General features: G+C 58.5%; 11 protein-coding genes. All 11 read left to right on the top strand.

All coding sequences use genetic code 11. The features are described from left to right. Positions 1 to 95: 95 nt before the first annotated feature. The 11 genes from pheS to argH all read left to right on the top strand — a co-directional run bounded on the left by pheS (position 96) and on the right by argH (position 14908). Complete coding sequence (pheS, locus tag OZX64_RS04315) at positions 96 to 1163, top strand: phenylalanine--tRNA ligase subunit alpha (RefSeq protein WP_277171656.1); 1068 nt, start codon at positions 96 to 98, stop codon at positions 1161 to 1163. Between the two features lie 7 nt (positions 1164 to 1170). Then, positions 1171 to 3774: a phenylalanine--tRNA ligase subunit beta gene (gene pheT / locus OZX64_RS04320; RefSeq protein WP_277171657.1), complete on the top strand. Its 2604-nt coding sequence runs from the start codon at positions 1171 to 1173 to the stop codon at positions 3772 to 3774. Between the two features lie 97 nt (positions 3775 to 3871). Continuing rightward, complete coding sequence (locus OZX64_RS04325) at positions 3872 to 4723, top strand: hypothetical protein (protein WP_277171658.1); 852 nt, start codon at positions 3872 to 3874, stop codon at positions 4721 to 4723. A gap of 274 nt (positions 4724 to 4997) precedes the next feature. Beyond that, positions 4998 to 6128 (top strand): N-acetyl-gamma-glutamyl-phosphate reductase, encoded by a 1131-nt coding sequence (argC, locus tag OZX64_RS04330; RefSeq protein WP_277171659.1) that lies wholly within the window; start codon positions 4998 to 5000, stop codon positions 6126 to 6128. Further along, a complete protein-coding gene (argJ, locus tag OZX64_RS04335) occupies positions 6125 to 7306 on the top strand; it encodes a bifunctional glutamate N-acetyltransferase/amino-acid acetyltransferase ArgJ (RefSeq protein WP_277171660.1) in 1182 nt (393 codons plus the stop codon). Before argC ends, argJ begins: the two co-directional genes overlap by 4 nt. Positions 7307 to 7420: 114 nt before the next feature. Further along, complete coding sequence (argB, locus tag OZX64_RS04340) at positions 7421 to 8413, top strand: acetylglutamate kinase (RefSeq protein ID WP_277171661.1); 993 nt, start codon at positions 7421 to 7423, stop codon at positions 8411 to 8413. 188 nt (positions 8414 to 8601) lie between these two features. Beyond that, positions 8602 to 9939 (top strand): acetylornithine transaminase, encoded by a 1338-nt coding sequence (locus OZX64_RS04345; RefSeq protein WP_277171662.1) that lies wholly within the window; start codon positions 8602 to 8604, stop codon positions 9937 to 9939. 217 nt (positions 9940 to 10156) lie between these two features. Then, the gene (gene argF, locus OZX64_RS04350) at positions 10157 to 11122 is read left to right on the top strand and encodes an ornithine carbamoyltransferase (protein WP_277171663.1); all 966 of its coding nucleotides are present in this window, start codon (positions 10157 to 10159) and stop codon (positions 11120 to 11122) included. Beyond that, positions 11119 to 11724: an arginine repressor gene (locus OZX64_RS04355; RefSeq protein ID WP_277171664.1), complete on the top strand. Its 606-nt coding sequence runs from the start codon at positions 11119 to 11121 to the stop codon at positions 11722 to 11724. Before argF ends, OZX64_RS04355 begins: the two co-directional genes overlap by 4 nt. A gap of 295 nt (positions 11725 to 12019) precedes the next feature. Continuing rightward, on the top strand, positions 12020 to 13258 hold the full coding sequence (locus OZX64_RS04360) for an argininosuccinate synthase (protein WP_277171665.1): 1239 nt from the start codon (positions 12020 to 12022) through the stop codon (positions 13256 to 13258). 162 nt (positions 13259 to 13420) lie between these two features. Next, positions 13421 to 14908 carry an argininosuccinate lyase gene (argH, locus tag OZX64_RS04365; protein ID WP_277171666.1) on the top strand — a complete coding sequence of 496 codons (1488 nt, stop codon included), beginning with the start codon at positions 13421 to 13423 and terminating at the stop codon, positions 14906 to 14908. Positions 14909 to 14952: the final 44 nt, after the last annotated feature.

Below are 14952 nucleotides of genomic sequence, written 5' to 3' on the forward strand. Positions count from 1 at the left end.
ACAATGAAAAGGCTGTAAATGCTTGGGATTCATGACTTTTGTGCGTGTAATCTTGGACGTTTTCAAGGTTTGGAAATTGCAAGGAAAGGGTACTCGTGGCACAGAGTGCGTCATTCGATGCGGAAGCGGTGACCGACGCGGTCACTGAGGGCATCGCGAAAATCAAGGGTGCCTCCACCATGGAGGAGCTCAAAGCCATCAGAACGGAATATGCCGGGCCAGAATCGGCGATGATGCTGGCGAACCGGTCGATCGGCTCCCTGCCGAAAGAAGAGAAGAAGGGTGCCGGCCAGTTGATGGGCAAGCTGCGCAGCGAGTTCGAGCGCACGTTCGGCATCAAGACCGCGCAGGTCAAGGCCGAAGAGGAGACCCGCCAGCTCGCCGCCGAAACCGTCGACATGACCTTGCCGGTCAATCGCAAACCGCTTGGCGCCCGTCATCCGTTGCCCAAGCTGATGGAGGACGTCGAGGACCTCTTCATCTCCATGGGCTGGCAGATTTCCGCGGGCCCCGAGGTGGAGACCGAATGGTACGACTTCGATGCTCTGAACTTCGGCCCCGACCATCCTGCCCGCCAGATGCAGGACACCTTCTACGTCAAGGGCAACCAGGCCAAGGACGCCGCCGGTTTCGTGGGATCCAACATGGTGCTGCGCACCCAGACCTCTTCCGATCAGGTTCGTGCCTTGCTGACCCGCGGCGTTCCGCTCTATATCGCCTCGCCAGGCCGTGTCTTCCGCACCGATGAGCTCGATGCCACGCATACGCCCGTCTTCCACCAGTGTGAGGCGCTGGCCGTCGACAAGGGCCTGACGATGGGCGATTTGAAGGGTGTGCTCGACAAGCTCGCCGTCGCGATGTTCGGCCCGGAGGCCAAGAGCCGTCTGCGTCCGAGCTACTTCCCGTTCACCGAGCCCAGCGCCGAGCTCGACCTGTGGTTCCCCGACAAGAAGGGTGGCCCGGGCTGGATCGAATGGGGCGGCTGCGGCATGGTCAACCCGAACGTCCTGAAGTCCGCGGGTCTTGATCCGGACGTCTACACCGGCTTCGCGTTCGGCGTGGGTATGGAGCGCACGCTTTTGCTGCGCCACGATATCAACGATATGCACGACCTCGTCGAGGGCGACGTGCGTTTCAGCAAACAGTTTGTGATGGGGGAGTGAACCAACAATGCCAATGGTAGATATTGACTGGCTCAAGGAGCATGTCGAGGTTCCGGCCGGTCTGACGTACGAACAGCTCGCCAAGGATCTGGTTCATGTCGGCCTCGAGGAAGAGGAGATCCATTCCTCGAACGTCACCGGCCCGATCGTGGTCGGCTACGTGGTCGATGCCACGCCGGAACCGCAAAAGAACGGCAAGACCATCAACTGGTGCCATGTCGATGTCGGCGACAAGTACAACGACACCGACGAGAACGGCAACAAGGTGCCGCGCGGCATCGTCTGCGGCGCGCCGAACATGGCCGCCGGCGAGAAGGTCGTCGTCACGTTGCCGGGAGCGGTGCTGCCCGGCGATTTCAAGATCGAACCGCGCAAGACCTATGGCCACATCTCTAACGGTATGTGCGCCTCGGAACGTGAGTTAGGCTTGGGCAGCGACCACAGCGGCATCATTCTGCTCAACGATTACGGCTTCAGCGCAGAGGAGGCCGCGGCGTTGAAGCCCGGTGACGATCTGATGCATGTGCTGCATCTCGATCAACCGGTGCTCGAGATCAACATCACCCCCGACCGCGGATACACGCTGTCCTATCGTGGTGTGGCCCGAGAATACCATCATTCAACCGGTGCTGCTTACACGGATCCGGCCATCGAGCTCAGCGACAAGGCGCCTAAGGGCGTCGAGGCCGACAAAGCCGACATCGCCGTCGAGATCGAAGACAACAACCCGATTCACGGCGTACCCGGCTGCGATCGCTACTATGCGCGCACGGTGCGTAATTTCGACCCGGCGAGCCCGACGCCCAACTGGATGCGTCGTCGCTTGATTCGCGCCGGCATGCGTTCGATTTCACTGGCGGTGGACGTCACCAACTACGTGATGATGGACCTGGGCCAGCCGATGCACGCCTACGACCTTGACAAGATCTGCGGGCCCATTGTCGTTCGACGCGCCAACAAGGGCGAGACCCTGACCACGCTCGACGGCAAGAAGCACGACCTGAGCGTTGAAGACCTCCTGATCACGGATTCGCCCGATGGCAAGCGCAGCTCGAGGATTCTTGGACTCGCCGGCGTGATGGGCGGCCTTTACGGAGAGGTCACAGCCGAGACCAAGAACATTCTTCTGGAATCCGCGCATTTCGACCAGGTCACCATCGCCCGCTCCGCACGCCGTCACAAGACCCCGTCAGAGGCATCCAAGCGCTACGAGCGCGGTGTGGACTATGCTCTGCAACCTGCTGCCGCGCAGATGGCCGCCGAACTGATGGCCAAGTATGGCAAGGGCACGCCGAGCGGCACTCCGATCGACGTCGACCACACGCAACCGCGTGAGGCCATCGATTTCAAGTTCACCGAGACCAAGCGCCTCACCGGGCTCGACACCTCGGACCAGCGCATCCGCGAGATTCTCGAAGACATCGGCTGCAAGGTCAGCGACAGCAAGGAGCAAGGCCACATTTCCGTGATTCCTCCGACCTGGCGTCCGGACCTCACCATGCCATGCGATTTGGTCGAGGAGATCGCGCGTCTCGTCGGCTACGACGAGATTCCGATCACCATGCCTCCCGCTCCGGTCGAGGGCGAGGTCGGACTGACGCCGGACCAGCAGCGCCAGCGTGACGTGGCCAACGAGCTGGCCGAATATGGTTTGGTGGAGACGCTAAGCTACCCGTTCGTCGGCGACGCCGACTTCAAGGCGTTCGGTTACGATGCCGAGGAAATCAAGCCGGTAAGTGTCGAGGTCGCCAACCCTCTCGCCGGCGACCGCCCGTACCTGCGTCGCACCGTTCTGCCGACACTGGCACAGACCGTGCAGCGCAACCTGCGTCGTGGCCTTGAAAACATCTCGCTTTACGAGATTGGTCACGTCTATCTTTGGGATCCGAATGCTCCGGCCATCCCGGCTCTGCCTGGTGGACAGCGCCCGAGCGAAGAACAGCTCAAGGCGCTTGATGCCGGTCTGCCGGAGCAGCCGTTGCACGTCGCCGCGATCCTGACCGGCAAGGCCGTGGAAACCGGTTGGCTCGGTGAAAGGCGCGATGTCGACTACAGCGATGCCGTCGAGGCGATGAACCGCGTGGCTGACCGTCTGGGGGCCAAGGTCTCCCTCGTGCAGCCGCAACCGCAGGATGTGCCGATGCAATGGCATCCGGGTCGTGCCGCCAAGGTCATGGTCGGTGACACATTTGTCGGTATGGTGGGTGAGCTGCATCCGCATGTCAACGCAGCGCTCGGCTTCCCGGAGCATTCCGCGGCCTTCGAGCTCAACCTGACCGCGCTCTTCGCCACGTTGAGCGGCAAGCCGGTACAGGCCAAGCCCATTTCGACGTTCCCTCCGGTCAAGCAGGATCTCGCCTTCACGGTACCTGATACAGTCACCGCCGCACAATTGCAGCAGGTGATCGTTGAGGCCGCAGGCGACGATCTTGAGTCCATCGAGCTGTTCGATGTCTTCGCCGGCGACCAGCTGGGTGAGCATCAGAAGTCGCTTGCCTATGCGGTTACTTTCCGCTCTCCGGATAAGACGCTGACCAGCAGCGACACCGAGGCCATCCGCAAGGCTATTGTCGATAAAGCGGAAACGATCGGTGCGCAACTGCGTGCCTGAACAGTCAGTTCCAAGATATCTTGGGAATTGAACGATGCGGAGTCCGTGGACCGGTGGTTCGCGGGCTCCGCGATTATTGTATTGATTTTGGAGTGGCATGATGAATGAATCTCAGAACCCGTTTGATGTCAACGGCAACGGCAGCGGGGGTCCATCGACCAATGCCGCTCCTTCCGGCGGCCAGGTCCCGCAGCGTTCAGCCGAGGAATCCAACGCGCCTCAAGGCGCCGATGTTTCGAGCGAGGGTTCCGCTACGAATGGCGCGAGTGCTTCTCAGCGGCCATACGGTCAGACGAAGGTCCCGGAATACGGGGCCATGGCCAGTCAGTTCCCTGCGCAATACAACCCGTACGTCTACGGCAGGCCTGACGAAAAGCCGAAACCCCAAAACGGACAGACGAATAGCCGCGATGGCCAGTTCAACCGTCAACCGGAAGGCGGATACGGCAACGGCATGGGTCCTTATCAAGGCAATCAGGGCAATGCGCCGTACGGCGGACCTTACCAGATGCCTGGAGGTTACCTGAATAATCCGAATAATTCCTACGGTCAGCCCTACAACAACGCTCCGATGCAGGCTGGTGGCCCCGGAACACCGGGATACCGACCGGACATGCACAATGGCGTCGATATGAACGATCCGGTCCAGAACCCCTACCTGGGGCACTGGGATCCGATGGCGATCGCTTCCGTTATCCTGTTGTTCCTGCCGATTACCTTCCTGCCCGCCATCACGGGCGCACTTTCCATGTGGCGAACCAGAAAGTACCATATGAAAGGCTTCTGGGTAGCGACCGTATGCATGGTGCTTGGGGTCATCGCCACGATTTTCTCATTGTGGCTGTTCTCGAAAGGCATCACCCTCAACGACCTGTCACAGCAGCTGCTCAATCAGAGCGGTTCCGGTCCGGCTCCCGGCGGTTCCGGCGGCGGCTCGGTAAGCGCCTAGTCCGGGCAATATTGTCACAAAGTCCGGCTTTTTCGAATTCACTGTCTAAAGAAGAACCCTTATCCATGAAAATGGACAAGGGTTCTTCAGTATCGCTGAGATTGATGTGCTGTGGTTCGGATTTGCGGGTTGCGAGATTACAAACAGTCATCGGCGAATCCGACTTGTCGAAAACGATGAAACATCATAAAAAACGTCCATTATTTGGATGCATAACTATACATAGTACTGAATATATGTAATCTTGGCATCATCTTGAGGAAAGGTGATGTTCATGAGCACATACACGGTGGCGGTGGTTGGTGCCAGCGGATATGCCGGAGGGGAGATGCTGCGTATTCTTGCAGCGCATCCCGCGTTCGAAGTGACCACGGTGACCGGCGAGTCTTCTGCTGGCGACAAACTCGGTCGACATATGCCGCATATCCCGAAGTACAGGGACATGGTCATCGAGCCCACGACGCCTGAGGTGCTCAACGGCCATGACGTCATCGTACTTGCTCTGCCGCACGGGGTATCGGGCGCATTGGCGGAAAAGCTGCATGCCAATGACGCGGTGGTCGATCTGGGGGCCGACCACAGACTTGAATCTGCTGACGCATGGAAGCACTATTATGGCGGCGATTTCCACCAGCCATGGGCCTACGGGATGCCGGAACTGATTATCGGCAAGGGCACTGACGGCGGATATCGGTACCAACGCGAAAACCTGCCCGGTGCGTCGTTGATTGCAGGTCCTGGATGCAACGTGACCGCCGTCACTTTCGCCTTCCAACCCGCTTTGGCCGCTGGCCTCATCGAATCTGACGACATTGTCGCCGACCTTGCTGTCGGATATTCGGGAGCTGGCAAGAATCTCAAGCGACGGAATCTGTTGGCGGCTGAAGCATTCGGTTCCGCAACGCCATATTCCGTTGGCGGCGTTCATCGCCATATCCCGGAGATCGTCCAGAATCTTTCTCATGCAGTGGCGGCTGCTTATGCCGATGGTGCCCATTCAGACTTCTCTTCATCCAGCGCATCACCTACGACCATCAATGTCGGTTTTACCCCGATGCTGGTTCCGATGGCTCGTGGAATCCTCGCGGTCGTTTCGGCCAAGCTGAGCGACAAGGGTGAGGCTATGAGTGACGAAAACATACGCGAGGTGTTCTCTGAGGTCTATCAGGGGCAGCGATTCATCGAGCTTTTGGACCCTGGCGACATGCCGGCCACGGCAGACGTGCTGGGATCCAACGAGGCACAGGTCCAAATCGCCGTCGACAGAAAGGCAAAACGTCTGTACGGTTTTGCGGCCATCGATAATCTCAATCGCGGCACGGCCGGTCAGGCGGTGCAATCTTTGAACATTGCGCTCGGACTTCCAGAAGACCAAGGACTGACAACGATAGGGGTGGCGCCATGAGCGTGACATTTGCAAAAGGTTTTTCGGCTTCCGGGGTCAACGCCGATATTTCATCGAACAACGAGAAACTTGATTTGGCGCTGGTGGTCAACAACGGACCGCTTGATGCCGCGGCCGGGGTCTTTACCTCGAATCGTTTTAGTGCGGCCCCGGTGCAATGGTCGCGCAAGGCCATTGCCAACGGACATATCAAGGCCGTAGTGCTCAATTCCGGCGGAGCCAACGCCTGCACCGGCGAGGCAGGGCTCAAACAGAGTGCAGACACGGCGGCCAAGGCCGCCGAGGTCCTTAGCGGCGAAAACGTGGTCGCGCTTGACGACATCGCGGTTTGCTCGACAGGTCTCATCGGCGAACTATTGCCGTTGGATAACGTGCTGGCAGGTGTCAGCAAAGTCGCTTCGGCATTGAGCGAAAGCGTTGAATCCGGTATTGACGCGGCGAAGGCCATCATGACCACCGATACGAAACCGAAAACAGTGAAACTGCAAGGCTCCGGTTACCGTGTGGGCGGCATGGTCAAGGGATCAGGCATGATAGCACCCCAGTTGGCGACGATGCTCTGCGTCATCACCACCGATGCCGTGGTCGATGCGGCCCAGTTGCAGGCCGTTCTGGCCAGCGCCACCGACAAGTCGTTCAACCGTATCGACGTGGATGGTTGCATGTCCACCAACGACACGGTCTTGCTGCTTGCCTCCGGCGCTTCAGGAATCACCCCTGAACCGCAGGAATTCGCTGATTTGGTCCACTCGGCTTGCTCCAGTCTTGCCCGGCAGATTATCGGCGACGGAGAAGGCTCCAGCCACGACATCAAAATAACGGTAAGCGGAGCGGAAACCGAAGACGCTGCGTTGGCCTGTGCCCGTGCGGTTGCCGGCTCAAACCTTCTGAAGTGCGCCATCTATGGCAACGATCCGAACTGGGGACGTATCGTCAGCACGCTCGGCACTGTTCCGGCGGATGTCGCAGCCTACGAGCCAGAGGATGTTACGGTGGATATCAACGGCGTGCGCGTCTGCGAGCACGCCGGTGCCGGCATCGACCGTTTACAAGTCAAGATGGAAGCCAGAGAGGTCGATATCGATATCGACCTCAATCACGGTTCGCAAAGCGCGAGCGTATGGACCGACGACCTGACCCACGAATACGTGCATATCAATGCGGACTACGAATCATGAGATTCTGTCAAACACCAAGGAAACCGTTCGACCAATTTCAAATAAGCATGCAACCATCGAGCCCAAGAAAGGCTGCGATGGAAGACGGATGGAAGACAGCGAATGAAGGATAAAATGGCTACAAACGAAGCCGAAGGAACCCAGCAATCGACAAATTCGGTTGATGAGGGTGCAAAAACCGATGAAGGTGCATTCGATGTTCGTAACGATCTTAAAGACGAGCAGAAAGCCGAGGTGCTGATCGAGGCCCTGCCATGGCTGGAAGAATTCGCCGGTCAACGCATCGTCGTCAAATACGGCGGCAACGCCATGGTCGACGAGCATCTCAAGCGTTGCTTCGCCCAGGACATGGTCTTTCTGCACCAGGTCGGCATGCACCCCATCGTCGTCCATGGTGGTGGCCCGCAGATTTCGAGCATGCTTGAAGAACTTGGCATCGAATCTCATTTCAAGGCCGGGTTGCGCGTCACCACACCCGAAATCATGCGGGTCGTACGGATGATCCTCACCGGTTCCGTCTCGCGCGAGCTGATCGGGCTGATCAACGCCCACGGCCCGTACGCGGTAGGCCTTTCGGGAGAAGACGGATCGTTGTTCGGGGCGAAACGGTATCGCCCGGTCATCGACGGGGTGCAAACCGACATCGGCTTGGTCGGGGAAGTCACCGAGGTCGATCCTTCCGCGGTTGAGAATCTTATCGCGCAGAACCGGATTCCCGTGGTCTCATCGATTGCTCCCAACGCCGACGACCCCACGCAGGTGTTCAATGTCAATGCGGATTCTGCGGCGGCTGCACTTGCGGTGGCGGTGCACGCAAGAAAGCTGGTCATCCTGACAGACGTTGACGGACTCTATGCCGATTGGCCCGACAAGAACTCGCTGATCAGCTCAATCGGCGTCGACAGGCTGCGTAAGGTGTTGCCGACATTGCAAAGCGGCATGGTGCCTAAAATGCGTGCCTGCATTCGGGCGCTGGATGGGGGCGTGCCGAGGGCGCATATCATCGACGGCCGTCAGCCGCATTCGATTCTCAACGAGGTGTTCACCAGCGCCGGCATCGGCACCATGGTCGTGCCGGGGAACGCCATGAAACTGCGACGAAGCTGAGTAGCGGCTGCATCAACCGCGGAAAGCCGATTCCGCATGTTTCGGCCCGTACGGATGCCTCGAAATCAGTAGGAGTCCTGCATGGTGCTGTTTCTGTTTGATGCAGATACTCACCGTTACTCACGCAGTGCTGCTGTAAGGCATACAAGACAAGCAAATAAGACGAACAAATTCAGAAAGCAACCAAGATGGACAACAGCAATCAAAGTACAGCGCTATCCGGCAATTCCAACATCGGTTTCGAGGCCGCTACAACGCCAATCGGCTCACAAAGCGAACAATGGATCACGCGATACGAGAACGCGCATACCCACGCCTTCGGTACGCCGCTGCGTGTTATGGACCACGGCGAGGGCATGCATGTCTGGGACGTGGACGGTAACGAATACCTTGATTTTCTTGCAGGCATTGCGGTCAATTCCTTGGGCTATGCCCATCCCAAATGGGTTCGTGCGTTACGTTCCCAGGCCGGCAAAGTCGCGCATATCAGCAATTACTTCGCTTCGGTTCCGCAGGTCAGACTGGCCGAAAAACTGCTCGAAATCTCTGGTGCCCCAGAAGGCTCGCGTGTCTACTTCGGCAATTCCGGTGCCGAAGGCAACGAAGCCGCGATGAAGATGGCCAAACTATATGGCAAGACGCTACCAGGCGGTGACCCGGAACATGGCGGTGCGCCTGCACGAATCCTTGCCTTGACCAAGGGGTTCCACGGCCGCACGATGGGAGCCTTGAGCGCCACTTGGAAACTTTCCATCCGCGAACCATACAATCCTCTGCTTCCTGCGGTGCAGTTTGTCGAAGCGGGAAACCTTGACGCGATGCAGGCCGCATTCGACCAGACGGTCCAGGACGGTGTCGGTCCGGTGGCAGGGGTGATGCTCGAGCTCATTCAGGGCGAAGCTGGTGTACGACCGCTTGATCCGATGTACGTTAAGGGGGTACGCGAGCTTTGCAACAAGAACCAGGCGCTGATGATCATCGACGAGGTGCAGACCGGTATCGGGCGTACCGGCAAGTGGTTCGCCTTCCAGCGTGACGATCTTTCAGGCAGCATCACCCCCGATATCATCACCTTTGCCAAAGGTGTGGCGGGAGGTTTCCCGATGGGCGGCATGATTGCGTTCGGCAAACCCTTGGCGTCCCTGTTTTCACCGGGACTGCATGGTTCGACGTTCGCCGGTGGACCGTTGGCAAGCACAGCCGGATTGACGACTTTGCAGATAATTGAAGAAGAAGGTCTGGTTTCCAATGCGGAAACCTGCGGTCGGCAGCTGCGTGAAGCCCTGATGGCTTGCGGAAACCCTCTGTTTGTTTCAGCTCGCGGTCGTGGGCTGCTCAATGCCGTTCAGCTCGCGCATCCGTGCTCGCATGCGGCCATGAACTGGTCGCTCGATCACGGTCTCATCGTCAATGCGGTTGCTCCGGATGCCTTGCGCCTTGCCCCTCCGCTTATTGTCAGCAATGACGAAGTCAACGAAGCCGTATCGATTCTTGCCGAGATTCCGTCCGATTTGTCTGACGACTGATTGTTGAGGAGCTGGTCGATATACGGATTTCACATCATTCGTTCTCAAATCGGCTCCAAAATTTCGCTAGATGGGAATGGGAAATATCCTGATGGCGTGAAAATCGCCTTGAGGAGTGGATTATTTCTCAGTATATATGCCAATATGCGGATAGAAATGTTATATTCTTGGTTTATGCGGTATATTTTAATAGTCAACTCAGCACAAGGAGATGGTTATGACGGGTCAACTTCGGCATATGCTTCGTGATGATGATGTCAATCACGACGAACAGAAGCAAATACTTCAACTGGGTATGAAGTTTTTCAAAGACCGTTATTATCATCGTCCGTTTGCCGGCCCGCAGGGTGTCGCCGTCATTTTCGACAAGCCCAGCACCCGTACACGTTCCAGTTTCTCCGTCGGTGTCGCCGAGCTTGGCGGCTATCCGTTGGTCATCGACAAGTCCGGCTCCCAGCTTGGCCGGGGTGAACCGGTGGCCGATACCGCGCGTGTGCTCACCCGCATGACCAGCGCCATCGTCTGGCGTACTTTCGGCCAGGACCGGGTGGGGACGATGGCGAAGTATTCCACCGTTCCTGTCATCAATGCCCTGACCGACCAGTTCCATCCCTGCCAGATTCTCGCGGATTTCCTCACCATGGCGCAGCATCGTGGGGGAGTCGACGCTCTTGCCGGCCAGACCATAGCCTACTTGGGCGACGCGGCGAACAACATGTCCAACTCCTATCTGCTTGGAGGAGCGACCGCCGGCATGAACGTGCGTGTGGCCGGCCCCCAGGGATTCCTGCCCGACCCGCAGATCGTGGAGGATGCCGAACGTATAGCAGCCTCGAACGGCGGCTCGATTCTGGTGACCACCGATCCGCGCGAAGCCGTGGCCGATGCGGATTGCGTATTCACCGACACCTGGGTGTCGATGGGCGAGGAAAGTGAATATGCTGTGCGTTCCAAACCGTTCTGGGATTATCAGGTCAACGACGAATTGATGAAACTCGCCAAGCCTGACGCGCTGTTTCAGCACTGCCTGCCGGCATACCGTGGCAAAGAGGTTACGAGCTCGGTGATCGACGGACCCCAATCGGTAGTGTGGGACGAGGCGGAAAACCGGCTGCACGCCCAAAAAGCCCTGCTGACTTGGCTGATCGGAATACTTCGAGATGACAAGGAACTACTCAAATGAACGATACTGAAGATAGCGATATTATCAGTGACATCGGCGACGGCTCGGCCGGTTCGTCCTACACCCGAGACGACAAGACGCAAAACGCGGAAAACAGGCTACGGCACCCGACGAACAGGACCGCCCGTCTGAGCGTCATCCAGGAAATCCTTTCCAATTCGGTGGTTTCTTCGCAAGGCCAGCTGCTGGGCTTGCTTGCCGATCGCGGCATCGACGTCACCCAAGCCACGTTGAGCCGTGATCTTGATGAGATGAAGGCGGTGAAAACACGGCTGAAAACCGGAGAAATGGCGTATACGCTGGGCGTCGAGCCCGAGTTCGATGACGCTACCGCCGAAAAAATCGATCAGCAGCTTTCCCGTGGCCTTTCGGGGTTGATCACCTCGGCCGCAGCCGCCCGCAATCTGGTGATTGTGCACACCCCCTCCGGAGCCGCGCAGTACATGGCCAGTGTCATCGACAAGCAACCCATCGACGGAATTCTCGGCACGGTAGCCGGTGACGATACGGTGCTGTTGGTTTGCAATGACGACAACGCCGCGGTGTCGCGCATGCAGTGGCTGCTTGGCATCGTCTCGCGCAGTCAGAATACGCGCCTGTGATGGTGCTTGCGGCCAGACCAGGCTATGACCTCGCCCTTGCGGCGTGAAAGTGTGATTATCTGCGCTTGCCTCTGCACAATGCAGAGTTAATCACGAAAACAGGTCGAAAAGTGTGATTGCCTCTGCATGGCACAGTCGGGTGCAGAGCTGATCACAAATAACTGATGAGCAAGCATATCAATAGATGATATCTGTTCACTGGATTCCAAATTGTGGACAATTAACATCTGCGAATTGCATATATATACAATAGAGTGTATATATAGATATACAAAGCTTTGAAGAAAGGGCTGTCATGAGCGATAAGAACCGCATCGTACTCGCATATTCCGGAGGTCTCGATACTTCCGTCGCCATTCCGTATCTGAAGGAGCGCACCGGCAAGGATGTCGTCGCCGTTTCCCTCGATGTCGGGCAGGGCGGAGAAAGTCTGGAGACCATCCGCCAGCGTGCCTTGGCTTGCGGGGCGGTAGAGGCCTACGTGGTCGATGCTCGCGAGGAGTTCGCCAGCGAATACTGCATGCTGGCGCTGAAGGCCAACGCCAAGTACGAAGGCGTCTATCCGCTGGTCTCCGCCATTTCGCGCCCGCTGATCTCCAAGCATCTCGTACGTGCCGCCCACCAGTTCGGCGCCGACACCATCTCGCACGGCTGCACCGGCAAAGGCAACGACCAGGTGCGCTTCGAGGTCTCCATCGCCTCGATCGACCCGAACCTCAAGGCGATCAGCCCGATTCGTGATCTGTCGCTGACGCGTGACGTGGAAATCCAATTCGCCAAGGACCACAAGCTGCCGATCACCCAGACCGAGAAGAGCCCGTATTCCATCGATCAGAACGTCTGGGGCCGCGCCATCGAGACCGGATTCCTCGAGGATCCGTGGAACGGCCCGACCAAGGACTGCTATACCTACACCGACGACCCGGCATTCCCGCCGGTCGAGGACGAGGTCGTCATCGAATTCAAGCAGGGCGTGCCCGTGAAGATCGACGGCAAGGACGTCACGCCGCTGCAGGCCATCGAGCAGATGAACAGCCGCGCCGGGGCTCAGGGCATCGGTCGTATCGACATCATCGAGGATCGTCTGGTCGGTATCAAGTCCCGTGAGCTCTACGAAGCACCGGGTGCCGTCGCGCTGATTGCCGCGCACGAAGAACTCGAGAACTGCTGCCTGGAACGCGAGCAGCATCGCATCAAGCGTGACATCGACAAGCGCTGGGCCGAGCTGGTCTACGACGCGCAATGGTTCTCACCGGCGGTCCGCTCCTTGAACGCTTTCATCGAAGATACGCAGCGCTACGTTTCCGGCGAGATTCGCATGATTATGCATGGCGGACGTGCCGTGGTCACGGGCCGTCGCAGCGACTCCTCGCTCTACGACTACAAGTTGGCGACATACGATTCCGGCGACACCTACGATCAGAACGCCTCCAACGGATTCATTTCGATCTACGGCCTGCCCGACAAGGTGGCCGCCGCTCGCGACGTGAAATTCGGCAACGGCATCGAAGTCCCGGATAACTCCGTCGAATAAATTCTCTCACAGTCCTCACCTTTAAGGTTTCTGACTGTGGGGAGGTCTGGGGATATACAATGTTCGGGACGCTCCTTGGCCGCTCGGCCATGTCTTACGCCCGAACATCGCATATCCCCAGACCTCTGTTGACTTATGCATTAGTGATTTGAAAGAAAAAAAATGACGGAACAGGATAAAAAAGGGAACGAGCATCTGGCGCTGTGGGGCGGACGGTTCAAGTCCGGGCCTTCGCCGGAGCTGGCGCGGCTTTCCAAGTCGACACAGTTTGATTGGCGATTGGCCGATGACGACATCGCCGGATCGCGGGCGCATGCCAGGGCTCTTGGCAAGGCTGGGTTGCTGAGTGCCGATGAGCTCAAGCGGATGGAAGACGCCCTGAACAAATTGCAACAGCTGGTGGATTCGGGGGAGTTCGCTCCTGTCGAGGATGACGAGGACGAGGCCACCGCGTTGGAACGCGGGCTGCTCGAGATCGCGGGGGACGAGCTCGGCGGCAAGCTGCGTGCCGGACGTTCGCGCAACGACCAGATCGCCTGCCTTATTCGTATGTGGTTGCGTCGCCACGCACGTACGGTCTCTGGTCTGGTGCTCGGCGTGGTCGAGGCGTTGATCGGTCAGGCCGAGCAGGCCGGAGAAGCCGTGATGCCGGGGCGCACGCACATGCAGCACGCCCAGCCGGTTCTGCTGGCGCATCAGTTGATGGCGCATGTCTGGCCGCTGCTGCGAGATGTCGACAGACTTGCCGATTGGGACAAACGCATGGACGAAAGCCCGTACGGTTCAGGCGCACTGGCCGGCAACACGCTCGGGCTTGATCCGGAAGCGGTTGCTCACGAACTTGGCTTCTCGCGCGTGACCGCCAATTCCATCGACGGCACCGCCAGCCGTGACTTGGTGGCCGAATTCTCGTTCATCGCCGCCATGATCGGCGTGGATTTGAGCAGGCTCAGCGAGGAAATCATCATCTGGAACACGCAGGAATTCGCCTTCGTCCGTCTTGATGACGCGTATTCCACCGGCTCCTCGATCATGCCTCAAAAGAAGAACCCTGACATAGCCGAGCTCACCCGGGGCAAATCCGGCCGTCTTATCGGCGACCTGACCGGTTTGATGACCACGCTCAAGGGACTGCCGACAGCCTACGCCCGTGACCTGCAGGAAGACAAGGAAGCCGTGTTCGACCAAGTCGACACCCTTGAAACCCTGCTCCCTGCGTTCGCCGGCATGGTGCGCACGATGGTCTTCGACCTTGACCGGCTCAAAGCCCAGGCGCCCACCGGTTTCGCGTTGGCCACCGACATCGCCGAATGGCTGGTCAAGCGCGGTGTCCCGTTCCGTCACGCGCATGAGCTCTCCGGCGCGTGCGTCCAATTGGCGGAAGGCCGTGGCGTCGAGCTGTGGGATCTGAGCGATGCTGATTTCGTCGACGTCTTCAAGGATTTCCTTTCCTCCGACGTTGCCCCTCAAGTGCGCACAGTCCTTTCGGTGGAAGGTTCCGTCGACCAGCGCAACGGCAAGGGCGGCACCGCCCCCGTCCGCGTACGCGAGCAGATGGCCGAAGCCAGACGGGTCGCCGCCAAGGCACGCACATTCGCGAATTCAACCAGCGACGGTCCGGCATATGTGAAACCGGAAACCATGAGATGATGGCGCATTGTTGACATCGCTTTGAGTAGAATGGCATGCTGAAA

It is taken from the genome of Bifidobacterium sp. ESL0704 (genome assembly GCF_029392075.1).
GTDB lineage: Bacteria > Actinomycetota > Actinomycetes > Actinomycetales > Bifidobacteriaceae > Bifidobacterium.

Coding starts and splice junctions, on each gene's coding strand:
- pheT (WP_277171657.1), top strand. CDS start 1,171: ATGCCAATGGTAGATATTGACTGGCTCAAGGAGCATGTCGAGGTTCCG.
- OZX64_RS04325 (WP_277171658.1), top strand. CDS start 3,872: ATGATGAATGAATCTCAGAACCCGTTTGATGTCAACGGCAACGGCAGC.
- argC (WP_277171659.1), top strand. CDS start 4,998: ATGAGCACATACACGGTGGCGGTGGTTGGTGCCAGCGGATATGCCGGA.
- argJ (WP_277171660.1), top strand. CDS start 6,125: ATGAGCGTGACATTTGCAAAAGGTTTTTCGGCTTCCGGGGTCAACGCC.
- argB (WP_277171661.1), top strand. CDS start 7,421: ATGGCTACAAACGAAGCCGAAGGAACCCAGCAATCGACAAATTCGGTT.
- OZX64_RS04345 (WP_277171662.1), top strand. CDS start 8,602: ATGGACAACAGCAATCAAAGTACAGCGCTATCCGGCAATTCCAACATC.
- argF (WP_277171663.1), top strand. CDS start 10,157: ATGACGGGTCAACTTCGGCATATGCTTCGTGATGATGATGTCAATCAC.
- OZX64_RS04355 (WP_277171664.1), top strand. CDS start 11,119: ATGAACGATACTGAAGATAGCGATATTATCAGTGACATCGGCGACGGC.
- OZX64_RS04360 (WP_277171665.1), top strand. CDS start 12,020: ATGAGCGATAAGAACCGCATCGTACTCGCATATTCCGGAGGTCTCGAT.
- argH (WP_277171666.1), top strand. CDS start 13,421: ATGACGGAACAGGATAAAAAAGGGAACGAGCATCTGGCGCTGTGGGGC.